Below are 21,891 nucleotides of genomic sequence, written 5' to 3'. Positions count from 1 at the left end.
GGCCGCCGCCTGACCGACTTTCAGAAACACCACACCATCCGACCACGAAGGACCACCGTGCCCGCCACCACAGCCGCGTCCGCCACCCGGGTCCGCCCGACGGCGATCCTGGCGATCATCCTTGTCAGCTACTTCATGATCATCCTGGACAACTCGATCATCTTCACAGGCCTGCCCAGAATCCAGGCTGAAATGGACCTTTCGGCCACCGCACTGTCCTGGGTCCAGAACGCGTACACGCTGGTGTTCGGCGGACTGCTGCTGCTCGGGRCCCGCCTCGGCGACATTCTGGGCCGCCGTCGCGTGTTCATCGGCGCTCTCGCGGTCTTCGCCCTTGCGTCCCTTCTGGTCGCAGCCGCCCCCAGCGACGAGTGGCTGATTACTGCTCGGGCACTCCAGGGAATTGGCGCAGCAGTCGTGGCCCCCTCCTCGCTCTCTCTGCTGACGGCTACGTTCGCTGCCGGCCGGGAGCGCACCCGCGCCGTGGCATCCTACGGCGCCGTCGCGGGAATCGGGGCCAGCCTGGGCCTCGTCGTCGGCGGCGCGCTTGCCGAATGGGTTTCCTGGCGGGCGGGGTTCTACGTGAACGTGCCCATCGGAATCGCCATGATCATCGCCGCGGTCAGGTTCATCCCGGAATCCCCGCGGGCCTCCGGCCGCTTCGATTTCACCGGCGCCGTGGCGTCGACCCTTGGCATGGGCGCCCTCGTCTTCGCGATCGTCAACTCCGTCGACGCCGGCTGGGCGGCGCCCGAAACGGCCACGGCCCTGATCGTGGCAGCGTTGCTGCTAGGCCTGCTGGTCCTCAACGAATGGAAGGTCAAGCAGCCGATCATGCCGCTGCACCTCTTCGCCATCCGGGAACGGGCCGGCGCCTACTACACAGCGCGCCTCCTCTTCGCCGGCACTATGATCGGCTTCTTCTTCTTCACCACCCAGTTCCTGCAGGGCRTCTACGGCTACAACCCGCTCCAGGCCGGCGTCGCATTCCTCCCCATGACGATCGTGAACTTCTTCGTCGCGCTGGGCGTCCCGCGGCTCACCCACCGGTTCGGCAACGCGATTCTGCTCGCTGCCGGGCTTGCCGTAACCCTTGGCGGCGTGTTCTGGCTGAGCAGGATCACCGCCGCGACCCCGTACCTCACCGGGGTTGCAATGCCGCTGGTGCTGATCGGAATCGGCCAGGGCCTCGCCTTCGCCCCGCTCACGGCCGCGGGGCTCGCGGGAGTCACCGCCAAGGACGCCGGAGCAGCCTCGGGGCTCGTCAACACTTCGCACCAGCTCGGCAGCGCCCTCGGCGTCGGTGTCCTCGTCGCGCTCTCGGCCAACGCCGGCTCGCTCGCCGCCAGCGCGGCGGTCGCCTACACGGGCGGTTCCGGCATGCTGGCAGCGGCCCTGGCGGCCGTCCTCATCCTCATCGTCCCGGCCGAGCGATCGGCCCGGCGCGCCGCCCGTGCCAGGTCCGCCCCTTCCAAGGGCCCCTTGCTGACACCCGTTCAATCAAACCGGAGCACACCATGACAAACGACACTGGCAACTACGAGCCTTCGGATGCCGCAGCGGCCATCAAGAAGGCCAACGCTGATCTGAACCGCTGGATGGTCCAGGGACGCACTGACCGGCTCGAGGAGTTGCTCGACGACGGCTTCGTCCTTGTACATATCACCGGGTACGTGCAGTCCAAGGCCGAGTGGCTGGCGCAGATTGACTCCGGCGAAATGACCTACCACGGCATCCGTGAGCAGTCGGTCAAGGTTGAGGTCCACGGCGATACGGCCGTCCTTGTCGCCAGAAATCTCGTCGACGCAACGATCTGGGGGTCACGGGCGACGTGGCCCCTGGAAATGACGACGCCGTTCGCGAAGCAGGAAGGACGCTGGCGGCCGACGCGCTCCCGCGCCATCACCTACTAACGGTCGGCGCGTAGCGGCAGAAGGAAAGGCAGAAGCACGCCGTCGAGCGCGCCGGCCGCGTCCGCTTCCAGCCGCCTAGCGCTGAAAGGCTTCCCGAACGTCCGGCGGCGTAGCTTCCTGTATCACCCAGCGGTTGCCGTCCGGGTCGCTGAAGTAGGCGAAGGCGATTCCACCGATGTCTTGGACGTCGCTGATCTCTGCTCCCCGCCGGAGTAGCTCAGCCCGTGCCGATGCCATGTCGGGGACCACCAACTGCAGTCCTTCCAGGCTGCCCGGCGGCATGCTGGTCATTCCCGTGCCGATGACGATGGAGGCGGCGGAGCCGGGCGGCGTGAGTTGGACAACCCTCATGCCCGGTATGTATTCGACATCATGGTCCAGGGCGAACCCGAGCCGGTCTGTGTAGAACGACTTGGCCTTGTCCACATCACTGACGGGTACTTGCACGACCTCGAGGCGCATCTCCATGCGCCTTACAGTACCCCGGTTTGCACGTACGCACGGGGGCCGAGGATCAGTCGAGGAATTCGGGACGGCGTTCCTTCGATCTCGTGATGGGAGTGCTAGTTTTGCCGCAAGACGCGCTTCCCGGGACGAACCGGCAGTGACAGCCGTGTGCCCGCCGCTCGCGAGATTGCTTGGGACTGGACAGGGGACTGGTTTTTGATGGCAGTTGATCAGCTTTTCGCAACACTCGCCTGCGCCCTTCTAGCCGGCTTGGCCATCTTCCAGGCCGCACTCATCGGTGGAGCTCCGCTCGGGAGGATGGCGTGGGGCGGACAACACCGTATCCTGCCTGCCAAACTCAGAATCGGGAGCGCCCTGTCCATAGCTGCGTATGCCCTTTTCGCCTATGTAGCGCTGGCCAAGGCCGGCCTTGTCCTGCCGTTGGTCAGCGAAGCCTTTACTTCAATCACTGTGTGGGTGATGACGGCATACTTCGCGCTCGGCGTCGTCATGAACGGGATCTCCCGCAGCAAACCCGAACGCCTCGTCATGACCCCCACAGCGCTGGCCCTCGCAGCCACCTACCTGGTCCTTGCACTTCACTGAGCTCCGGCCTGGGGCTGCGGGATCCCTTGAGGGGTGCCCTGCCGGTACACCTTTCACCAGGGTCTCCCACGTGGCCGCAACGGCAAGTTGACTGGAGACGCTGAACCCGACTCCCCGCACAACGATCAAAGGAGACAAGATGCACACGCGAACTCTCGGACAGGGCTTGCAGGTCTCGGCCATCGGTCTTGGCTGCATGGGCATGTCACAGGGCTACGGTCCGAACCCCGGAGACCGCCAGACGATGCTCGAGGTGCTCCGCAACGCCGTCGAGATCGGAATCAACTTCTTCGACACCGCAGAGGTATACGGGCCCTTCGTCAATGAGGAACTCGTCGGCGAGGCGCTCGCCCCGGTGCGGGCCGAGGTGGTGATAGCGACCAAGTTCGGCTGGCGGATCGAGGACGGCAAATCGGTAGGACTCGACAGCTCCCCCGAGCGGATCAAACGGGTCGCCGACGAGTCGCTGCGCAGGCTCCGCGTCGACACCCTCGACCTTTTCTACCAGCACCGGGTCGACCCGAATGTGCCTATCGAGGAAGTCGCGGGCACCGTCGGCGAACTGGTCGAGGCCGGCAAGGTCCGCCACTTCGGCCTTTCCGAAGCCTCCGCCGCCACCATCCGGGCTGCACATGCTGTCTTCCCGGTGACGGCCGTGCAGAGCGAGTACTCCCTGTGGACACGGGATCCGGAACCGGAGGTGCTGCCAACGCTGGCCGAACTGGGCATCGGGTTCGTACCCTTCAGCCCGCTCGGCAAGGGCTTCCTCACCGGCACCGTCAACCCCTCGACGTCATTCGCAGACGGCGATATCCGGGGCACTATCCCCCGCTTCACCGCCGAGAACCGGGCCGCGAACCAGGCCCTCGTGGACCACGTCGCCGGTCTCGCCGGCGCCAAGGGTGCAACCCCCGGCCAGGTGGCACTGGCCTGGCTGCTGGCCCAGCAGCCGTGGATCGTCCCGATCCCCGGGACCAGGCGGCGCGGGCGCCTCGAGGAAAACGCGGCCGCTACCGCCGTCGCGCTCTCTGCCGACGAGGTCGCCGACTTGAATGCGGTGGCACGCCGGATCGGTGTGCAGGGGAACCGCTACAACGACCTCCATATGGGCCTCGTCGGGCGATGACACGGGCGAAAATGCGCCCTCAGGACGGCCGGCCGGTCAGGCCTGGCTCAGCGCCTTGGCCTTGACAGCGTCGAACTCGCTCTGGGTCAGCGTGCCGGCGTCGAGGAGCTCCTTGGCCTTGGCGATTTCCTGGGTGGGGGATGCTGTGGCGACGGAGCGGATGTACTCGTTAGTGGCGGCTTGGGCCTGTTGTGCACTCCTGGCCTGGCGCTCGGCCATGCTGCGGCCCCGCGCGATCAGGTACACAAGAACCGTGAGGAACGGCACGAAGACGAGGAAAATGATCCACACGGCCTTGAGCCAGCCGTTGAGCTCGTGGTCCCGGAAAATGTCGGTGATAACTGCAAACAGCGCGAAAAGGTAGGCGACGAACGCGAATCCCCAAAAGAACAGCCAAATGACGCTCCAGAATTGCTCCACGGGAGCCATCCTTTCGTTCTGAGGAAGCCCTGCTGGCATTCCTTACGCGCCAAGGTAGTCCGCCGGCATATCCGCTGTAAGGACCATAAGGCCTGAATTTGCCGAGGTGGCGGGCCTAGAAGAAGTGCAGCTCACTGGCCGCGTCCGGGGAAGGATGCACCACGGGAGCTTGGCCCAGTTCGAGCAGGATGTCGTTAATGCTCAGCTGGCCGTCCAGCTGAGGATCCAGCTGCACCGGGACAACAGCCTCCGGAACGGCGTCGCTACTCATGCCACGATCATATGTGCGGACCGCCCCGGAGCCCGCGGGCCACGCCGACCGGGGGTCAGGGYGGGCCTGGCCCGGTCCGCCGCACCGGAATACGGCGCGGCGGACCAACCGGCGCCGGGCGCCGGGGGCATAAGTGGCGTCAGTCGCCGTCGTAAGCGGACTGAAGGGCGGCGATGTCCAGCTTGCGCATTCCGAGCATCGCCTGCATGGCGCGCTGGGCGCCGTCGGGGTCGGGGCCACCGATCAGTTGTCCCAGCACGGCCGGCACAACCTGCCACGAGACCCCGTACCGGTCCTTGAGCCAACCGCACTGGCTTTCCTGGCCGCCGTCGGTCAGGGCCGACCAGTACCGGTCCACTTCTTCCTGCGACGCGCAGTCGATGACAAAGGACACCGCCTCCGTGAAGGTGAAGGCCGGTCCCCCGTTCAATGCCGTGAAGGTACGCCCGTCAACCTGGAAACGGACGGTAATCGCCTGGCCGGCCGGCCCGGGACCGCCCTCGCCATACCGGGAGACGTCGAGGATTTTGCCGCCGTCGAAGACGGAGACGTAGTATTCGGCGGCTTCCTCGGCCTGGCTGTCGAACCACAGGCAGGTGGTGATTTTTTCGCTCACAGCGCTCCCCTTGCGTTCGCCCGTGCCACCGGCTGGCTCCGGCGGCGATCAGCGGCATGGGACCGAGCCTAGCCCCACGGTGATTTCACGCACAACGACTTCCGCCGGCCGGACGTCATCCGGACGGGACTAGGCTTGGTTGTATGCCTTCTCCAACACCCAGACTCCCCCGTCCGTCCGCCCAGGATGCTTCCAGTACGGGCCTTCGGCCCGCGCAGACAGCCGCACTGGCCGCCTCCGCTGATGCGCTCCTGATCCTGCTCTTCGCGGCGATTGGGCGCGACGCGCACCAGCGGGGGGAAATCATCACCGGCGTCTTTGCGACGGCGTGGCCGTTCCTGGTGGGCGCGGCACTGGCATGGCTCGCCCTCCGGCTGTGGCATGACCCCCTGCGGGTGTGGCCCGCCGGCGTCGCCGTCTGGCTCGGAACTGTCGGCGTCGGCATGATCCTGCGAGCCGTCACCGGGCAGACAGTGGTGCTGCCTTTCATCATCGTCGCCCTGGTGAGCCTGGGCGTTTTCCTCCTGGGTTACCGCCTTGTGGCCGCAGGGGTGCGGCGGTTGCGTTCACGCCGCCGCCAGGGCTGATGCACTAGGCTTGCAGAAGATGGCAGCGCCCGGACACGGGCCGCCGACAGGCCCGCAAACGGCGCAACCGATCCGGAAAGGCTCACACGTGGTCACCGCATTCGTCCTGATCAAGACAGACGCTTCACGCATCCCGGAGACCGCCGAGGAAATCTCCGCCATCGCCGGTATCAGCGAGGTCTATTCCGTCACGGGCGAGTGGGACCTGATCGCCATCGCCCGGGTTGCCAAGCATGAAGACCTGGCAGAAGTCATCGCAGACAAGCTCTCGAAGGTCCGGGGCGTCGCCCACACCACCACGCAGATCGCCTTCCGCGCTTACTCACAGCACGACCTCGACGCCGCCTTTGCCCTCGGGTTCGAGCAGTAGCGGGCAACCAAGCAGCTTCAGCGCTACGCAGGACGGGCCCGGCATAATCTGCCGGGCCCGTCCTTCTTGGTCTGTGCCTTCTGTACCAGCCTGGCGGCGCCTAGGCGGTCTGCGACAGAGCGACCCACCTGTCCAGCACCGCGGCCGCGGCACCGGATTCAATGGACTGCTCGGCGCGTTTGAACGCCGCGGCCATCCGCTCCGCCAGCGGGCCCACGGCGTCGAGGTCGAACGCGACCAGCCCGGCCGCGGCGTTGAGCAGCGCAGCATCACGGGCCGGCCCCGGCGCACCGCCAAGGACAGCGCGGACGACGGCGGCATTGGCCACGGCGTCACCGCCGCGCAACTCCTCCAACGTGGCCGTCCGGATGCCGAGGTCGCGCGGATCAAACATCTCTTCCGTGACCTCGCCGTTGCGGATCTCCCACACGCGCGACGGGCCGGTGGTGGTGAGCTCATCCAGGCCGTCATTCCCTCGGAAAACCAGGCCGCGGCTGCCGCGCTTGGCCAGCACCCCGGCCACCAGGGGCGCCATCTGCTCATTGGCGACGCCCACGGCCGAGGCCTGGACATGTGCCGGGTTGATCATGGGGCCCAGGAAGTTGAACGCCGTCGGAACGCCGATTTCGCGGCGGGCGACGGCAGCATGACGCATCGAGGGGTGGAACACCTGGGCGAAGCAAAACGTGATTCCCGCCTCTTCGGCGTTGAGCGCCACGCGGGGAATGGGAAGATCCAGCCTGACACCGAGGGCCTCCAGGACATCGGCGGATCCGGACGAGGACGACGACGCACGGTTGCCGTGCTTGACCACCCTGGCCCCCGCGCCGGCGGCGATAAGGGCGGCCATCGTGGAGATGTTGACGGTGTTCTGCTGGTCGCCACCTGTGCCGACGATGTCCAGCTTCTCACCGGCAATGTCAATGGGGTTGGCGTTGGCGATCATCGCCTCTACCAGGCCAGCCAGCTCATCCACGGTCTCGCCCTTGGAGCGCAGCGCCACCAGGAATCCCGCCACCTGGGCCGGCGTCGCCTCGCCGGACATGATGGAGTTCATGGCCCACTCAGTACTCCCGGCAGTAAGGTCTGCGCCGCTGATGAGCGCGTTGATGAGCCGCGGCCAGGTGTTGCCTGCCGCCTGTGCAGATGCCTGTGAAGTCACCTCCCGATGCTATCGAGGTCCGCCCCGCAAAGACCAATGTGAACCCCTCCGGGAACTTTTCCGCGCGAATTCGCGTCTTTGTAGAAAAAGTCCTCCGAAAACGCGGTTTGCGTTGGGCAGTACGGACTTTTATAGACATAATGTCTATGTGACATCTGCGACCCATGCCCCCAGTACCCCGGCGCACCCGACGCTGAACCGCCCGAACATGGTTTCTGTTGGAACCGTTGTGTGGCTGTCCAGTGAGTTGATGTTCTTCGCCGGTCTCTTCGCCATGTACTTCACACTCCGTTCGACTTCCGGACTGATGTGGGCCGAAGAGACAGCCAAGCTCAACTTCCCGTTTGCGCTCGTTAATACGATCGTCCTCGTGGCAAGTTCCTTTACTTGCCAGATGGGCGTCTTCGCTGCCGAGCGGCTCCAGCCGCGCCGAACCGGCGGACGCTTCAGCTTTACCCAGTGGGGGATGAACGGATGGTTCATCCTGACGTTCCTCATGGGTTCCTTCTTCGTCGCCGGCCAGGCGACCGAGTACGCCATGCTCGTTTCCGAGCATGTCTCGCTGTCCTCCAACGCCTACGGTTCAGCCTTCTACATAACGACGGGCTTCCACGGCCTGCACGTGATCGGCGGCCTGATTGCCTTCCTGCTCATCATTGGCCGCTCCTTCGCCGCGAAGAAGTTCGGACACTTTGAGGCAACCTCGGCGATTGTCACCTCGTACTACTGGCACTTCGTGGACGTCGTCTGGATTGGCCTCTTCCTGGTCATCTACGTCCTCAAGTAGTCAGACTTGACTCTTTTTCTACAAGAGGCAGAATTTCAAGAAGCGGCTCCCGGAGCCACCGCAGGATCGAATAAAGGAACCACCACGTGAAGGCACTCTCGCAGAAGCGACGTCACCCACTGGCAGCAATTGCACTGCTGCTGATGGGCCTCTTGGTCACGGGTGGGCTGTACGCCGTTGCCACCACCGTCAACCAGGCCAAGGCCGACACCACCACCTACAGCGCAAGCGACTTAGAGGAAGGCGGCAAGCTCTTTGCCGCCAACTGCGCCACATGCCACGGCATGGGTGCCAGCGGTTCGCAGGCCGGGCCGTCGCTTGTGGGCGTCGGCGCCGCCGCTGTTGACTTCCAGGTCGGCAGCGGCCGCATGCCCATGCAGATGAACGGCCCGCAGGCCTACAAGAAGCCCGCCCAGTTCAATGAGGAACAGACCAAGCAGCTGGCTGCTTACGTTGCCTCCCTCGGCCCCGGCCCGGCCATCCCCGAGGCCGGTGTGCTCGACGAAAAGGGCGATGCCGCCAACGGTGGGGAGCTCTTCCGCACCAACTGCGCCATGTGCCACAACGCTGCCGCCGCCGGCGGTGCACTTACTCGGGGCAAGTTTGCCCCGGCCCTCGCAGGTGTCTCCGGGCAGCACATTTACGAGGCAATGGTCACCGGCCCCCAGAACATGCCGGTCTTCAGTGACGCGAACATCTCCCCCGAGGGAAAGCGCGACATCATCACCTACCTGAAGCAGATTGAGGCCAACGGTTCACCCGGCGGCGCCGATCTTGGTGCTTTGGGACCGGTCTCCGAAGGTCTCTTTGTCTGGATCGCCGGGCTGGGCGTCATCATCGCGTTCACCATTTGGCTGACATCCCGCACGTCATAGGCGGACCTTGCACCTGTAAGAATTTTCTGCTGACCCGTCAGCAGTTTGAATTGAAACCTAACTCGGCACTCGCCGAGACGAGAGAAGGATGAGGCGAATTATGGGCAACCATAGTGACGGCGGTCCGAACGACTCGGGCACCGTAGCTACGGCTGGTCAGAATGAGGTGGAGAAGTTCCAGGATCCTGGAATTCCCCCGCACCGTTTGCGCCTGGCTGACACGGACCCGAAGGCCGCCAAGAAAGCAGAACGGCAGGTAGCCCTTCTGTTCGGCATCTCGGTCGTTGGCACCTTGATATTCCTGGTGGCGTATTTCGCGATCGATCTGGGGCACGACTCCCCGATCGCCACGATCCGTCTCCAGAATGCACTGCTGGGCATCGGCACCGCATTCGCGATGCTGGGCATCGGCACCGGTATCGTCCACTGGGCCAAGGCACTTATGCCGGACCACGAGGTCTCGGAAGAGCGCCACGCGATCCGCACCGAGGAAGACCGCCAGGCTGCCGTGCGCATCGTCGATGACATCGTCGAGGAAACCGGTATCAAGCGCCGGCCACTGATCCGCAACACCCTGCTCGGCGCCGTCGCCCTCGCCCCCCTGCCGGCCCTGGCCATCTTCGGTGACCTCGGCCCCCGGCCGGACGACAAGCTGGCCCACACCCTGTGGGCACCGGCCCCGGACGGCAGGCTCAAGCGGCTGGCCCGCGACCCCGACGGCACACCCATCAAGGCCGCGGACGTCACCATGGGCTCTGCGTTCCACGTCATCCCTGAGGGGCTGAACGAACTGAGCGAGGGAAAGCTGAACGAGAAGGCCAAGTCGGTCGTCCTGCTCATGCGTCTGGACCCCGAGTTGCTCAATCCCTCCCCTGGCCGCGCAGATTGGGCCTACAACGGAATCGTTGCCTACTCGAAGATCTGCACCCACGTTGGTTGCCCTGTTGCCCTGTACGAACAGCAGACCCACCACCTGCTGTGCCCGTGCCACCAGTCAACCTTCGACCTGACTCAGCAGTGCAAGGTTATCTTCGGCCCTGCCAGCCGCCCTCTCCCCCAGCTGCCTATCGCAGTGGACTCCGAGGGCTACCTTGTCGCCACGAGCGACTTCCATGAACCCGTCGGACCGACCTACTGGGAGCGTGAGCAGCATGTCCTCGAACGCAACGCCTGATGCCTCTGTCTTCGTCGCCAAGACGTCGGGCGGCCGCATCACCGACTTCGTCGACCAGCGTGTTGGCGGCTCCGGAATCCTCCGCGAATTCGGCCGGAAGGTTTTCCCGGACCACTGGTCGTTCATGTTCGGCGAAGTGGCGCTCTATTCCTTCGTCATCCTGCTCCTCTCGGGCACGTTCCTGACGTTCTTCTTCGACCCGTCCATGGCGGAGACGCACTACGCGGGTTCGTACACACCGCTGAAGAACGTCGAAATGTCCGTGGCGTACAGTTCCTCCCTGAACATCTCCTTTGATGTCCGCGGTGGGATGTTCATGCGCCAGGTACACCACTGGGCAGCCCTGCTGTTCGTCGCGTCCGTGTCCGTGCACATGCTCCGTGTGTTCTTCACCGGCGCATTCCGTAAGCCCCGCGAACTGAACTGGGTGGTGGGCAGCGTCCTGCTCATCCTGTCCATGGCCGCAGGCTTCACCGGCTACTCACTCCCCGATGACCTGCTCTCCGGCAACGGCCTGCGCATCATCGACGGCGTCATCAAGTCCATCCCGGTCATCGGCACGTACACCTCGTTCTTCCTCTTCGGCGGCGAGTTCCCGGGCACCATGATCATCAGCCGCCTGTACATGCTCCACATCCTCCTGGTTCCCGCGCTCATCCTGCTGATGATCGTGATGCACCTCTTCATGGTGGTTGTGCACAAGCACACGCAGTACCCCGGCCCCGGCCGCAATGACGGCAACGTCGTCGGTTACCCCCTGGGACCTGTTTACGCGGCGAAGGCCGGCGGCTTCTTCTTCATCGTGTTCGGTGTCGTTGCCATCATGGCGGCGTTCTTCACCATCAACCCGATCTGGAACTACGGCCCGTACGACCCCTCCCCGGTTTCTGCAGGCACGCAGCCTGACTGGTACATCGGCTTCGTTGACGGCGCCCTGCGCCTGATGCCGGGCACGATCGGTGACTGGAAGGTCGAGCAGGTGTGGTTCGGCTACATGTTCACCTTCAACGTGCTGCTGCCGGCCCTCGTCCCCGCGGGCATCCTCTTCACCGTCATGTTCGCCTACCCGTGGATTGAACGCTGGATCACCAAGGACAACCGCGAGCACCACGTCCTGGACCGTCCCCGCAATGCTCCTACCCGTACGGCAATCGGCATGGCCGGTTTCGTTTGGTACTGCGTCATGTGGGCAGCCGCCGGCTCGGACCTCATCGCCACCCACTTCCACGTGGCCCTGAACGATGTGACCTACTGGCTGCGCGCGCTGTTCTTCATCGGCCCGGTTATCGCCTTCATCGTCACGAAGCGCGTTGCCCTGGCGCTCCAGCGCAAGGACCGCGAGATTGCCCTGCACGGCCGCGAAACCGGCCGCATCGTGCGCCTGCCGCACGGAGAGTTCATCGAGGTCCACGCCCCGCTGGATGAATACAAGCGCTACAAGCTGGTCGGCTTCGAGTCGCCGGCCCCGCTGCCCKCGGTGCCGAACGAGCACGGCGTCGTGGACCGCAAGGAAAAGCGCCGCGCGAAGCTATCACGCTGGTTCTTCGAAGACCGGGTTGCCCCGGCCACTCCCGCAGAACTGGAGGCCGCTCACGGCCACCACGGCGCCCACGAGGCCGTCGAGGCGGCAGAGTCTCAGAAGACGCTGAGCCACTAAGCAGCACCAAGCAAGACAGCTAGACAGGAAGGCCCGGTCCCCWTGGGGACCGGGCCTTCCTTTGTTTCTGCTGCCTATCGAACAGCTGCGTTGTTGTGGCTACGGACGGTACCCCGAGGCGTAGTTGCGGGTGGGCCGGACGCCGGGGCGCTGCAGGGGCACCCAGAGCTTGTAGCGGTCAGCCCGGTAATAGGACACGGAGTAGTCCACCATGGCGCGGGCCACGAACGCATGGCGCTGGATCTTCAGCAGCGGAGTTCCAACCTCGACATTCAGGAGCCGGGCTGTCGACGGGGATGCGGCCGTCGCCTCGATCATGTCCTCCCCCCATTCCATCACCAGCCCGTAGCGTTCGCTCAGCACGTTGTAGAGGGATGTGGGCGGCTCGCCGTCGAGCAAGCCGGGGACCCGGTGGGCCGGGATGAAGTTCTCGTCCACGCTCATTGGCTCACTGTCGGCCAGCAGGAGGCGCCGGAACCGGACCAGGGGCGTCCCCTCCTCCAACTGCAGCTCCCGGGCCAGGAAGGCGCTGGCGCTAATCTGCTCAAAGCTCAGCACTTTGGCGGCCGGGACCATGCCGCGGCGCTGCATCTCTTCGCTGTAGGAGGTCAACTTTACCTGGAGATCCAGTTTGGGTTTGCGCACGAACGTGCCCAGCCCAACGACGCGCTCGATGACTTCCTCGCCCACGAGGGCATCGATTGCCTGGCGGACGGTCATCCGGGCAAGGCCGAAGCGCTGGGCGAGGTCTCGTTCGGACGGCAGCGCGGATCCCGGCGGGCAGGCGGCAGCGATGTGCGCCCGCAGGATTTCCCGGAGTTGCACGTAGATCGGCACCCCGCTCTGACGGTCGATCTCGCCGATCATCTTGGATGCGTTAGAGGACGCCATGGTTCAGCCTCCGATTGGGGCACGACGCGGGAAAAACACTCATATCTCAAGGGTAAGCCCGCGGCCCGGCAGGTCTAGACCACTGTCGACTCAAGTCGTGCGGGCCCCGCCCCCGCGGCTACCCTTGAAGTTGCAGACCGGAACCGGGGCAATGGCGCCCGCCCAGTCTGCTGGAACGCCAGTTCTGGGCACGCCTGCCTAACCGGACGCCTGCCGTAGGGAACAGCCCGTCCCGCAGCACCACCTATAGACCAGCACCACCTACTGAACCAACACCAGCATGAGGGAGTCCCGTTGCCAGTTCGCAAGGCAATTGTCACGGCCGCCATCGGCCTCCACGCCCGGCCGGCGGCAGTATTTGTCCGGGCCGTCACGGCCACCGGCCTCCCGGTGACCATCAGCAAGGACGGCAGGCCCGGCGTCGACGCCCGCTCGCTGCTGGAGGTCATGACGGAAGACTTTGAGTGTGGCTGCGAAGTGGAACTGGCCGTCGCGGCGGAGGCCCTCCCGGCGTTCTGCAGCCTTTCGGAGGCCGAGGGTGCGCTGGAGGACCTCCGGATCCTCCTGGAGTCGGCAGCCGCAGCCTGAGCCTTCCAGACCCGCACCGCACCAGGCTCCCGCACAACACGCCCGCGCAGCAGGCGCACTAGACCCGCGCAGGCGCGCGCCGCACCCCGTACTGGGGCACAAACGACGGCGGGCCCCACCAATGGTGGGGCCCGCCGTCGTGCAATCTGAATTTTAGTCCGGGTGGACGTGGACGCTAGTGCGCGTGGTCACCGCGGCTGTACTCGTAGACCCAGCCGACGAGAGCCACTACTGCCATTCCGCCGGCGATGAAGACGATCCACCAGCCCACGGCCAGGCCGAGGAACCCGGCGGCGCAGGACAGGCCGAGCATCAGCGGCCACCAGCTCCAGGGACTGAAGTGTCCCTGTTCGCCGGCGCCTTCGTGGATTTCAGCGTCGTTGCGGTCCTCGGGGCGCATGCCCACGCGGCGGCCGGTGAAGCCCAGGTAGGCGCCGATCATGCCGGCGAGCCCGCCAACCAGCAGGATGGCCAGCGCGCCCACCCATTCGGTCCAGTTAGTCAGGTAACCGTAGATGAATGCCACCGGCACGAAGAAGAAGACGCCGTAGCCAAAGATCCTTGATTCGATTTTCACTTGGCAGTGTCCTTCTGGTCGGCGTTACCGAGGGCCGCTGCTGCTGGAGCAGGTGAATCCGCGGTGTAGGACTGGGAGAGCTCCGGGTGGTGCAGGTCCAGGGCAGGACGCTCGGAGCGGATGCGGGGCAGGGACGTGAAGTTGTGGCGCGGCGGCGGGCAGGACGTGGCCCACTCGAGCGAGGCACCGAAGCCCCACGGGTCATCAACTTCCACGCGCTCGTTGCTGCGCCAGGTGATGTAGACGTTCCAGAAGAACGGAATCAGCGAGGCGCCGAGGACGAACGAGGCGATGGTGGAGAACTGGTTCATCCACGTGAAGTTGTCCTGCGGCATGTAATCGGCATAACGGCGGGGCATGCCCTCGACACCCAGCCAGTGCTGGATCAGGAAGGTGCCGTGGAAACCGAGGAACAGCATCCAGAAGTGGATCTTGCCGAGGCGCTCGTTGAGCATCTTGCCGGTCCACTTGGGCCACCAGAAGTAGAAGCCGGCGAACATGGCGAACACGACAGTACCGAAGACCACGTAGTGGAAGTGCGCCACCACGAAGTAGGAGTCCGAGACGTGGAAGTCCAGCGGCGGCGAGGCCAGGATGATGCCGGTGAGCCCACCGAAGAGGAACGTCGCCAGGAAGCCGATGCTCCACAGCATGGGCGTCTCAAAGGTGATGGAACCGCGCCACATGGTGCCGATCCAGTTGAAGAACTTCACGCCGGTCGGAACGGCGATGAGCATCGTCATGAAGGAGAAGAACGGCAGCAGGACCGAGCCGGTGACGTACATGTGGTGTGCCCACACGGTCACGGACAGCGCGGCGATGGAGATGGTCGCGTAGACCAAGCCCTTGTAGCCGAAGATCGGCTTGCGGCTGAAGACCGGGAAAATCTCAGAGACGATGCCGAAAAACGGCAGCGCGATGATGTAGACCTCAGGGTGGCCGAAGAACCAGAAGAGGTGCTGCCAGAGGACGGCACCGCCGTTCTCAGGATCGAAGATGTGCGCACCAAAGCGGCGGTCGGCACCGAGGGCAAACAGCGCGGCGGCCAGCGGCGGGAAGGCCATCAGGACCAGGATGGAGGTCACAAGGGCGTTCCAGGTGAAGATCGGCATCCGCCACATGGTCATGCCCGGGGCGCGCATGCAGATGATGGTGGTGATGAAGTTGACCGCACCAAGGATGGTGCCGAAGCCGGAGAGCGCCAGGCCGAAGACCCAGAGGTCACCGCCCACGCCGGGGCTGAACGTCGTGTTGGACAGCGGCGCGTAAGCGAACCAGCCGAAGGACGCGGCACCCTGCGGGGTGATGAAGCCGGATACGGCGATCGTGGAGCCGAAGAGGAAGAACCAGAAGGCCAGTGCGTTCAGTCGCGGGAACGCGACGTCGGGGGCACCGATCTGCAGCGGCATGATGACGTTGGTGAAGCCGGCGAACAGCGGCGTCGCGAACATCAGGAGCATCACGGTGCCGTGCATGGTGAACAGCTGGTTGTACTGCTCTTTGGTCTGCAGGATCTGCATGCCGGGCTCGAAGAGCTCGGCACGGATCAGCAGCGCCATGATGCCGCCGAAGCAGAAGAAGATGAACGACGCGATCAGGTACATGTACCCGATCGTTTTGTGGTCGGTCGAGGTGATCCAGTTGACGACGATGCGTCCTTTGGACTTCGGTACAACGGGAGCCTCGAGGGTCCCGGCGGATTGAGTGTAAGTTGCCACGTCGCTCCCCTTACTTGGTTTCGGTCGGGGCCGGGTTGCGGTCGTACTCTTCACCGAGCAGGCCGGTGTTCCCGTCCTGGCGCAGCTTGTTCATGTGCGCCTGGAACTCCGACTCGGAGACAACCTTCACGCGGAACAGCATTTCGGAGTGGTACTCGCCACAAAGTTCGGCGCACTTGCCGTCGTAGGTGCCCTCCCGGGTGGGAGTCAACCGGATGTAGTTGGTCTTGCCGGGAATCATGTCCCGCTTCTGCAGGAAGGCCGGCACCCAGAAGGAGTGGATGACGTCGCGTGCGTTGAGCTCGAGGTCAACGGACTTGTTGACCGGCAGGTAAAGGGTGGGCAGCTTTTCCTTGTCCACGTCGTTACCGGTCAGGTGCGCCTGGACGCCTGCTTCGTGGACGTCCTCAGTGACGACGTCGCCCTTCAGGTAGTTGAAGTCCCATGCCCACTGCTTGCCGCGGACGTCGACGACGACGTCGGCCGGCTGTGAGCGGTCATCGATCGATGCCTGGTCGCGGTCGGTGAAGTAGAAGAACACCAGGACCATGAACAGCGGGATCGTCAGGTAGAACACTTCAAGCGGAAGGTTGAAGCTGTTCTGGCGGGGGAAGCCCACGGTGCCCTTGCGGCGGCGATAAGCGACGACGCACCAGATCATCAGGCCCCAGGTGATGATGCCGACGACCAGCGCGGCAATCCATGAGTTGACCCAGAGGTCCATGATGAGGTCAGTGTGATTGGTGGTGCCACGCTCGGTGGGCAACCAGCCCTTCTGTACCTCTGGTGAACATCCAGTCAAAGCCAACGCGCCGGCTAGTGCCAAGCCAGTGATCGTAGTGATCTTTTTGCGTCGGCTGCCGGTTCGGTTCTGCGAACTCACAGACGGCCCTTCCTACTTGTTGCTGTTGCCCCGCAGATTACGGGCAGGGCAAACGAAAAGTTTTACTACTCGGTGTAGAGCTTACCGCTCTCCAGGAGTTTTCGCCCACATGTCCGCACCGTGCGTCGGGAGCTTTTTGCCGGTGCCGCTCGTTGAGGATCCTGCGGCACTGAGGCCGGGCAAAATGCCCGGCCTCAGTGGAAGGAATTAGTGGAAAGAATCTCCGCAGGCGCAGGACCCGCCGGCATTGGGATTGTCGATCGTGAAGCCCTGCTTGGCGATGGTGTCCTCGAAATCGATGCTGGCACCGCTGAGGTAAGGAACACTCATCTTGTCGACGACGACTTCAACGCCGTCGTAGTCGCGCACCGCGTCCCCGTCGAGCAACCGCTCGTCGAAGTAGAGCTGGTAGATCAGGCCGGAGCAACCGCCAGGCTGCACGGCAACGCGGAGGCGCAGATCGGTGCGGCCTTCCTGCTCCAGGAGGCTGCGGACCTTTCCGGCCGCGACGTCGGTCAGCTTGACCTCGTGCGTGGCCAGCTCGCCGGCCTGGGCGGCTGTGGTGTCGGCGCTGTTTTCATTGGTTGTAGTGCTCATGGCCTACCTTCTTGCAACGGTGGTGGCGGCCCCGCTAGCACGGTGCCCGCCCCTACTTAAACGGTATGGGCTATAGCTACATGCTACTTCGCGCAGCCTTCTAGCTCTAACTTCTGACGTAACCGTGTGAGACGGCTGGATGTTCCCCCGGGGGCCGGAGGGGCCGGGCGGCTAGAGCGCACCTTCGTCGTTGAGGCGCGCGAGCAGCAGGGCCTCGGCGACGATCGCGTTCCGGAAGTCGCCCAGGTGCAGCGATTCGTTGGCGCTGTGGGCCCGGGAATCGGGATCCTCGACGCCGGTGACCAGGATCTGCACGTCCGGGTAGAGCTCGGTCAGATCCGCGATGAACGGAATGGACCCGCCGATCCCCATTTCGACGGCGGGTACGCCCCAGGCCTCGCCCAGCGCCCACATGGCCACGGACGCGGCCTTCGAGCTGGTGTCCGTCAGGAAGGAGCTGCCGCTCTCCCCCGGGGTGAACACCACCTGCGCGCCGAACGGCGCGTTCTCCTCGACGTGCTTGCGGACAGCATCCATGGCGGCTGCGGGGTCCTGCCCGGGGGCCAGGCGCAGGCTGAACTTGGCCCGGGCCCGCGGCAGCAGGGTGTTGGAGGCTACGTCCACGGCCGGGGCGTCAAAACCGATGATGGACAAGGCCGGCTTGGTCCACATGCGCGAGGCAATGCTCCCGRTCCCGGCGAGCTTCACGCCGTCGAGCACGGAGGCATCGGCGCGGTACTCCTCCTCGGTGAGGTCGACCACCACGTCGTCGCGGCTCACCAGGCCCTTGATCGCGACGCTGCCCTCGTCGTCGTGGAGGGTCGCGATCAGGCGGGCCAGCAGGGTCGGCGCGTCCAGCACCGGGCCGCCGAACATGCCCGAGTGCACCGCGTGGTCCAGGACCTTGACCTCGATGGTGCCGTCCACCAGGCCGCGCAGGCTGGTGGTCAGGGCAGGAATGCCCACCTTCCAGTTGCTGGAGTCGGCCACGACGATCACGTCGGAGCGGAGAAGCTCGCGGTGCGTCTCGAGGAACTGCCGGAACGTTGGCGAGCCGGCCTCTTCTTCGCCCTCGAAGAAGAACGTCACGCCGAGGCCCAGCTCGTCTCCGAGCACGCGCGTCACGGCCGAGTAGGCGGCGATGTGGGCGAGGATGCCGGCCTTGTCATCGGCGGCACCGCGGCCGAAGAGCCGCCCGTCGCGTTCGACGGCGGTGAAGGGGTCGGTTTCCCATAGCGCCAGATCACCCGTGGGCTGGACGTCGTGGTGGGCGTAGAGCAGAACTGTCGGCTTGCCCTCGGCAGCTGGACGGCGCGCGACGACGGCGGGGCCGCCGGGTGTCCCGTCTTCCTTGTCGCAGCGCAGGATCCGCACGTCGTCGAAACCGCTGGCCCGCACGAGGGCGGCGACGGCGTCGGCGCTGCGGTTCAGCGGGGCAGGATCAAAGCTTGGCCAGGCGATGCCCGGAATGGCAACAAGGTCCGTCAGCTGGCCGATCGTTTCGTCGAACGATTCGGCAACGGCCTGGCGGAGGGCCTCGGCATCGATGGTGCCGTCGTGGTCCATAGTGGTCAGCGGGTTCCCCGCGGTTGATGAAGTCATGGCCAAAAGACTACCCGTGCGCTGGATCACGACAAACAGCATCGTCGCCGGGCCTGCGCCGTGTGGGCTGGGTCTCGGACCCGTGTCTGCGGGGTATTCTTTAGGGGTGTTTGGACGTAAAAAGGAAGCGCCATCGGCGCAGGAAATAGTTGACCAGCAGGCAGCCGAGGCAGCAGCCCGGGGCACCGTGACCGGCAAGGGCGCACCCACGCCCAAGCGCAGCGCCCAGGTAGCGGCCCGCAAGCGGCCCCTCGTGCCGGAGGACCGCAAGGCCTCCAAGGCGGCCGAGCGCGCCGCCGTCGCGGAGCAGCGGCTCAAGATGCGGCAAGCCATGGACAGCGGTGACGAGAAGTTCCTGCCCTTGCGCGACAAGGGTCCGCAGAAGCGTTTCGCCCGTGATTACGTCGATGCACGCTTCAGCCTGGGCGAGTACCTCATGTTCGGTGCCCTGCTCTTCGTCATCATCTCGCTGCTCGTGCCGGCCTCCAGCGCGCAGATGGTCTACGTCCTGGGCGGCTTCTGGGTCATGTTCCTCGCGGTCTTCGTGGACGTCTTCATCCTCTCCCGCAAACTCAAGAAGCGTCTTGGCGAAAAGTTCGGCGACGTCGAGCGCGGCACCGTCTGGTACGGCTCCATGCGCTCCCTTCAGTTCCGCCGCCTGCGCCTGCCCAAGCCCCAGGTCAACCGCGGCCAGTTCCCCGTCTGACATTCCCTCCCAGTCGTCTTCAAACGAGAAGCCCCCGGCAGTCATCTGCCGGGGGCTTCTCGTTTGCTGCGATCTGTCCGGGGCCTGATCGCCCCGTGATGCCTAGCGCCGGCTCGGGTGCATGGCCAGCAGCCGGTTGATCCGGGCGGCCCAGAAGGGTCCCTCGTAGAGGAATGCCGTGTAGCCCTGGACGAGGGTGGCGCCGGCGTCCAGCCGTTCCTGCACATCCTGCGCGGTTTCGACACCGCCCACTGAGACGAGCGTCAGCGCTCCGCCCGTCACGGACTTGAGCCGGGCCAGGACATCCAGGGACCGTTGCTTGAGGGGCGCGCCGGAAAGGCCACCGGCCCCGCACGCTTCAACCTTGTCCGGGCTGGAGACGAGCCCGGTGCGGGCGATCGTGGTGTTGGTTGCGATAATGCCGTCCAGCTTGAGGTCCAGCGCCAGGCGCGCGACGTCGTCGATGTCCTCATCGCTGAGGTCAGGCGCGATCTTGACCAGGAGGGGAACGTGGCGGCCGGCGGCCTTGTCCGCTTCCTCGCCCACTGCGGTCAGCAGCGGGCGCAGCGTCTCCACGTCCTGAAGCAGCCGGAGGCCGGGCGTGTTGGGCGAGCTGACGTTCACCACCAGATAGTCGGCGGCCGGGGCCAGGCTGCGCGCACTGATGAGGTAATCGGACACCGCATCTTCGAGCCCAACCACCTTGCTCTTGCCGATGTTCACCCCGATCACGGGCCGCACGCCGGGCTGGTGGCGCTGCAGGGCGGCGCGGGCGGACTTCAGGCGCGGGGCCACCGCCGCGGCGCCGTCGTTATTGAACCCCATCCGGTTGACGACGGCCCTGTCCTCCACGAGGCGGAACAGCCGCGGCGCCGGGTTCCCGGGCTGGGCCTGACCGGTGATCGTGCCGACTTCCACATGGCCGAAGCCGAGCTCGGTCAGCGCCTCGATGCCGTGGCCTTCCTTGTCGAAGCCGGCAGCGAGTCCGAACGGGGAGGGGAAGGTCAGGCCGAACGCCTGGGTCTGCAGGGATGCTGCGGGGGCCGTGACCTTCTGCAGCAGCCGCCCGGCGCCGCAACTGTGGGCGAGCCGGATGGCCTTGAAACCGATCTTATGGGCGCGTTCGGCGTCCATCCATGAGAAGGCCAGCCGGAAGAATGTGGGATATACGCGCATGCCTCTAGTTTTCCGGTTCGGGCCGCGCAGACCAAACCAGCGCTCGGGCGGACGCCCGTTGTGACTGCGGTTGTGACTGTCGGTGTGACTGCGGTTGTGACTGCGGCGCCCAGCGCCGTGGACCCGGCGGCCGAACAGCGCCGGGGAGAGTTAGCATGAAGCCATGACCAGCAATGATGGTGTCGGAACGGACGGCCGCGGGGCGCCGGCGCGCGGGATCGAGGCCGATGTCGTGGTGGTCGGGGCGGGCCTGGCCGGGCTCGTCGCGGCGGCCCAGGCCTATGCCGCCGGCCGGCGGGTGGCCGTGCTCGATCAGGAACCCGAGGCCTCCGTCGGCGGCCAGGCGCACTGGTCCTTCGGCGGCCTCTTCCTGGTCAACTCCCCGGAACAGCGGCGGCTCGGGGTGCGGGACAGCGAAGAACTGGCCCTCACCGACTGGCATGCGTCCGCAGGATTCGACAGGCCGGCGGACGCGCTGGCGAAGGAGTGGGCGGCGGCGTACGTGAACTTTGCCGCCGAGGAGAAACGTGCGTGGCTCGCGTCGCTGGGCGTCCGGCTGTTTCCCTTGGTGCAGTGGGCCGAACGCGGCGGCTACGGCCCGGACGGCCACGGCAACACTGTCCCGCGCTTCCATGTCGCATGGGGCACGGGACCTGCCCTGGTGGCTCCCTTCCTTGCCAAACTGCGCGAGGGCGAAGCCGCCGGGCGCGTGTCCTTTCATTTCCGACACCGCGCCACTGAGCTTGTGAAAACCGCGGGCCGGGTGAGCGGCGTGCGCGGCGAACTGCTCGAGGCCAGCAGCGCGGGGCGGGGCGAAAGATCCTCAAGGCGCCCGGCAGGCAGTTTCGAGGCCATGGCCGCGGCGGTGGTGGTGACGAGCGGCGGGATCGGCGGCAACCACGATTCGGTCCGCAGGCAGTGGCCCGGCGGCATTGCGCCGGAGCGGATGCTGAGCGGCGTACCCACTTCCGTGGACGGGGACTTCCTGCAGGCCGTGGGTCGGGCCGGCGGGAACCTCATCAATGGCGACCGGATGTGGCACTATCCGGAGGGCATCCACAACCATGCCTCGGTCTGGCCGCGGCACGGCATCCGGATCCTGCCCGGGCCGTCGGCCCTGTGGCTGGACGCTACGGGGCGGG

General features: G+C 65.5%; 25 protein-coding genes. 13 read left to right on the top strand and 12 right to left on the bottom strand.

Translation table 11 applies throughout. The annotated features are described in order from the left end of the window. Positions 1–57 precede the first annotated feature (57 nt). Positions 58–1,521 carry an MFS transporter gene (locus AC1DR1_RS19700; protein ID WP_476993132.1) on the top strand — a complete coding sequence of 488 codons (1,464 nt, stop codon included), beginning with the start codon at positions 58–60 and terminating at the stop codon, positions 1,519–1,521. Beyond that, on the top strand, positions 1,518–1,913 hold the full coding sequence (locus AC1DR1_RS19695) for a nuclear transport factor 2 family protein (protein ID WP_229993308.1): 396 nt from the start codon (positions 1,518–1,520) through the stop codon (positions 1,911–1,913). Before AC1DR1_RS19700 ends, AC1DR1_RS19695 begins: the two co-directional genes overlap by 4 nt. Before the next feature lie 75 nt (positions 1,914–1,988). Here the strand turns inward: AC1DR1_RS19695 and AC1DR1_RS19690 are convergent, their stop codons facing one another. After that, entirely contained in the window at positions 1,989–2,381 is a 393-nt protein-coding gene (locus tag AC1DR1_RS19690; protein WP_229993309.1) for a VOC family protein, read from the bottom strand. A 198-nt stretch (positions 2,382–2,579) separates the two neighbouring features. Between AC1DR1_RS19690 and AC1DR1_RS19685 the strand changes: the two genes are divergently transcribed. Together AC1DR1_RS19685 and AC1DR1_RS19680 are read left to right on the top strand one after the other, a co-directional pair. After that, a complete protein-coding gene (locus AC1DR1_RS19685) occupies positions 2,580–2,966 on the top strand; it encodes a hypothetical protein (protein WP_229993310.1) in 387 nt (128 codons plus the stop codon). Between the two features lie 139 nt (positions 2,967–3,105). Beyond that, positions 3,106–4,092, top strand: a complete 987-nt coding sequence (locus AC1DR1_RS19680; RefSeq protein WP_229993311.1) for an aldo/keto reductase — start codon at positions 3,106–3,108, stop codon at positions 4,090–4,092. Between the two features lie 36 nt (positions 4,093–4,128). Here AC1DR1_RS19680 and AC1DR1_RS19675 read toward each other — a convergent pair whose 3' ends face one another. The 3 genes from AC1DR1_RS19675 to AC1DR1_RS19665 all read right to left on the bottom strand — a co-directional run bounded on the left by AC1DR1_RS19675 (position 4,129) and on the right by AC1DR1_RS19665 (position 5,399). Further along, positions 4,129–4,521, bottom strand: a complete 393-nt coding sequence (locus AC1DR1_RS19675) for an SHOCT domain-containing protein (RefSeq protein ID WP_229993312.1) — start codon at positions 4,519–4,521, stop codon at positions 4,129–4,131. A 106-nt stretch (positions 4,522–4,627) separates the two neighbouring features. Then, entirely contained in the window at positions 4,628–4,783 is a 156-nt protein-coding gene (locus tag AC1DR1_RS19670; RefSeq protein ID WP_018773067.1) for a hypothetical protein, read from the bottom strand. Positions 4,784–4,922: 139 nt separating this feature from the next. Beyond that, positions 4,923–5,399: a VOC family protein gene (locus AC1DR1_RS19665; RefSeq protein WP_229993313.1), complete on the bottom strand. Its 477-nt coding sequence runs from the start codon at positions 5,397–5,399 to the stop codon at positions 4,923–4,925. 143 nt (positions 5,400–5,542) lie between these two features. On the opposite strand from AC1DR1_RS19665, the gene AC1DR1_RS19660 reads away from it, so the two are divergent. Both AC1DR1_RS19660 and AC1DR1_RS19655 read left to right on the top strand, forming a co-directional pair. Next, complete coding sequence (locus AC1DR1_RS19660; RefSeq protein ID WP_229993314.1) at positions 5,543–5,986, top strand: DUF3054 domain-containing protein; 444 nt, start codon at positions 5,543–5,545, stop codon at positions 5,984–5,986. Positions 5,987–6,074: 88 nt separating this feature from the next. After that, positions 6,075–6,356 (top strand): Lrp/AsnC family transcriptional regulator, encoded by a 282-nt coding sequence (locus AC1DR1_RS19655; RefSeq protein ID WP_090580900.1) that lies wholly within the window; start codon positions 6,075–6,077, stop codon positions 6,354–6,356. A 100-nt stretch (positions 6,357–6,456) separates the two neighbouring features. Here AC1DR1_RS19655 and trpD read toward each other — a convergent pair whose 3' ends face one another. Beyond that, on the bottom strand, positions 6,457–7,518 hold the full coding sequence (gene trpD, locus AC1DR1_RS19650; RefSeq protein ID WP_229993315.1) for an anthranilate phosphoribosyltransferase: 1,062 nt from the start codon (positions 7,516–7,518) through the stop codon (positions 6,457–6,459). Positions 7,519–7,666: 148 nt separating this feature from the next. Here trpD and ctaE point away from each other — a divergent pair, with 148 nt between their 5' ends. From ctaE to qcrB, 4 genes are all read left to right on the top strand, one after another. Beyond that, positions 7,667–8,305 (top strand): aa3-type cytochrome oxidase subunit III, encoded by a 639-nt coding sequence (gene ctaE / locus AC1DR1_RS19645; RefSeq protein WP_229993316.1) that lies wholly within the window; start codon positions 7,667–7,669, stop codon positions 8,303–8,305. 86 nt (positions 8,306–8,391) lie between these two features. Further along, positions 8,392–9,180, top strand: coding sequence for a cytochrome bc1 complex diheme cytochrome c subunit (gene qcrC, locus AC1DR1_RS19640; RefSeq protein WP_476993131.1), 789 nt, complete (start codon positions 8,392–8,394; stop codon positions 9,178–9,180). Positions 9,181–9,280: 100 nt separating this feature from the next. Continuing rightward, on the top strand, positions 9,281–10,354 hold the full coding sequence (qcrA, locus tag AC1DR1_RS19635; protein ID WP_229993318.1) for a cytochrome bc1 complex Rieske iron-sulfur subunit: 1,074 nt from the start codon (positions 9,281–9,283) through the stop codon (positions 10,352–10,354). After that, positions 10,332–12,011 carry a cytochrome bc1 complex cytochrome b subunit gene (qcrB, locus tag AC1DR1_RS19630; RefSeq protein WP_476993130.1) on the top strand — a complete coding sequence of 560 codons (1,680 nt, stop codon included), beginning with the start codon at positions 10,332–10,334 and terminating at the stop codon, positions 12,009–12,011. The genes qcrA and qcrB overlap by 23 nt, the downstream gene beginning before the upstream one ends. Positions 12,012–12,110: 99 nt before the next feature. On the opposite strand, the gene AC1DR1_RS19625 is transcribed toward qcrB, so the two are convergent. Then, positions 12,111–12,902: a GntR family transcriptional regulator gene (locus tag AC1DR1_RS19625; protein WP_229993320.1), complete on the bottom strand. Its 792-nt coding sequence runs from the start codon at positions 12,900–12,902 to the stop codon at positions 12,111–12,113. A gap of 294 nt (positions 12,903–13,196) precedes the next feature. Between AC1DR1_RS19625 and AC1DR1_RS19620 the strand changes: the two genes are divergently transcribed. Beyond that, on the top strand, positions 13,197–13,490 hold the full coding sequence (locus tag AC1DR1_RS19620; RefSeq protein WP_229993321.1) for an HPr family phosphocarrier protein: 294 nt from the start codon (positions 13,197–13,199) through the stop codon (positions 13,488–13,490). Positions 13,491–13,665: 175 nt separating this feature from the next. Here AC1DR1_RS19620 and AC1DR1_RS19615 read toward each other — a convergent pair whose 3' ends face one another. From AC1DR1_RS19615 to AC1DR1_RS19595, 5 genes are all read right to left on the bottom strand, one after another. Then, a complete protein-coding gene (locus tag AC1DR1_RS19615) occupies positions 13,666–14,067 on the bottom strand; it encodes a cytochrome c oxidase subunit 4 (RefSeq protein ID WP_026537311.1) in 402 nt (133 codons plus the stop codon). Beyond that, positions 14,064–15,785 carry an aa3-type cytochrome oxidase subunit I gene (gene ctaD / locus AC1DR1_RS19610; RefSeq protein WP_229993322.1) on the bottom strand — a complete coding sequence of 574 codons (1,722 nt, stop codon included), beginning with the start codon at positions 15,783–15,785 and terminating at the stop codon, positions 14,064–14,066. The genes AC1DR1_RS19615 and ctaD overlap by 4 nt, the downstream gene beginning before the upstream one ends. 10 nt (positions 15,786–15,795) lie before the next feature. Then, positions 15,796–16,668 carry an aa3-type cytochrome oxidase subunit II gene (gene ctaC, locus AC1DR1_RS19605; RefSeq protein WP_229993323.1) on the bottom strand — a complete coding sequence of 291 codons (873 nt, stop codon included), beginning with the start codon at positions 16,666–16,668 and terminating at the stop codon, positions 15,796–15,798. A 207-nt stretch (positions 16,669–16,875) separates the two neighbouring features. Next, on the bottom strand, positions 16,876–17,265 hold the full coding sequence (locus AC1DR1_RS19600) for a HesB/IscA family protein (protein WP_090580934.1): 390 nt from the start codon (positions 17,263–17,265) through the stop codon (positions 16,876–16,878). 171 nt (positions 17,266–17,436) lie between these two features. Continuing rightward, positions 17,437–18,867, bottom strand: a complete 1,431-nt coding sequence (locus AC1DR1_RS19595; protein WP_476993129.1) for a M20/M25/M40 family metallo-hydrolase — start codon at positions 18,865–18,867, stop codon at positions 17,437–17,439. A gap of 106 nt (positions 18,868–18,973) precedes the next feature. Here AC1DR1_RS19595 and AC1DR1_RS19590 point away from each other — a divergent pair, with 106 nt between their 5' ends. Then, positions 18,974–19,573: a DUF3043 domain-containing protein gene (locus AC1DR1_RS19590; RefSeq protein WP_229993324.1), complete on the top strand. Its 600-nt coding sequence runs from the start codon at positions 18,974–18,976 to the stop codon at positions 19,571–19,573. A gap of 102 nt (positions 19,574–19,675) precedes the next feature. On the opposite strand, the gene AC1DR1_RS19585 is transcribed toward AC1DR1_RS19590, so the two are convergent. After that, positions 19,676–20,749 (bottom strand): quinone-dependent dihydroorotate dehydrogenase, encoded by a 1,074-nt coding sequence (locus AC1DR1_RS19585; RefSeq protein ID WP_229993325.1) that lies wholly within the window; start codon positions 20,747–20,749, stop codon positions 19,676–19,678. Positions 20,750–20,912: 163 nt separating this feature from the next. Here AC1DR1_RS19585 and AC1DR1_RS19580 point away from each other — a divergent pair. Beyond that, on the top strand, positions 20,913–21,891 hold a 979-nt coding region (locus tag AC1DR1_RS19580; RefSeq protein WP_476993128.1), incomplete at its 3' end, for an FAD-binding dehydrogenase.

The organism is Arthrobacter sp. P4_F10, assembly GCF_056401435.1.
Note: the sequence above shows the minus strand (reverse complement) of the source record. Positions and strands in the feature narration are given on the sequence as shown.

Excerpts from the sequence above, each read along its gene's own strand:
- AC1DR1_RS19695 (WP_229993308.1), top strand. The coding sequence starts at position 1,518 with ATGACAAACGACACTGGCAACTACGAGCCTTCGGATGCCGCAGCGGCC.
- AC1DR1_RS19690 (WP_229993309.1), bottom strand. The coding sequence starts at position 2,381 with ATGGAGATGCGCCTCGAGGTCGTGCAAGTACCCGTCAGTGATGTGGAC.
- AC1DR1_RS19685 (WP_229993310.1), top strand. The coding sequence starts at position 2,580 with ATGGCAGTTGATCAGCTTTTCGCAACACTCGCCTGCGCCCTTCTAGCC.
- AC1DR1_RS19680 (WP_229993311.1), top strand. The coding sequence starts at position 3,106 with ATGCACACGCGAACTCTCGGACAGGGCTTGCAGGTCTCGGCCATCGGT.
- AC1DR1_RS19675 (WP_229993312.1), bottom strand. The coding sequence starts at position 4,521 with ATGGCTCCCGTGGAGCAATTCTGGAGCGTCATTTGGCTGTTCTTTTGG.
- AC1DR1_RS19670 (WP_018773067.1), bottom strand. The coding sequence starts at position 4,783 with ATGAGTAGCGACGCCGTTCCGGAGGCTGTTGTCCCGGTGCAGCTGGAT.
- AC1DR1_RS19660 (WP_229993314.1), top strand. The coding sequence starts at position 5,543 with ATGCCTTCTCCAACACCCAGACTCCCCCGTCCGTCCGCCCAGGATGCT.
- qcrA (WP_229993318.1), top strand. The coding sequence starts at position 9,281 with ATGGGCAACCATAGTGACGGCGGTCCGAACGACTCGGGCACCGTAGCT.
- AC1DR1_RS19625 (WP_229993320.1), bottom strand. The coding sequence starts at position 12,902 with ATGGCGTCCTCTAACGCATCCAAGATGATCGGCGAGATCGACCGTCAG.
- AC1DR1_RS19600 (WP_090580934.1), bottom strand. The coding sequence starts at position 17,265 with ATGAGCACTACAACCAATGAAAACAGCGCCGACACCACAGCCGCCCAG.
- AC1DR1_RS19585 (WP_229993325.1), bottom strand. The coding sequence starts at position 20,749 with ATGCGCGTATATCCCACATTCTTCCGGCTGGCCTTCTCATGGATGGAC.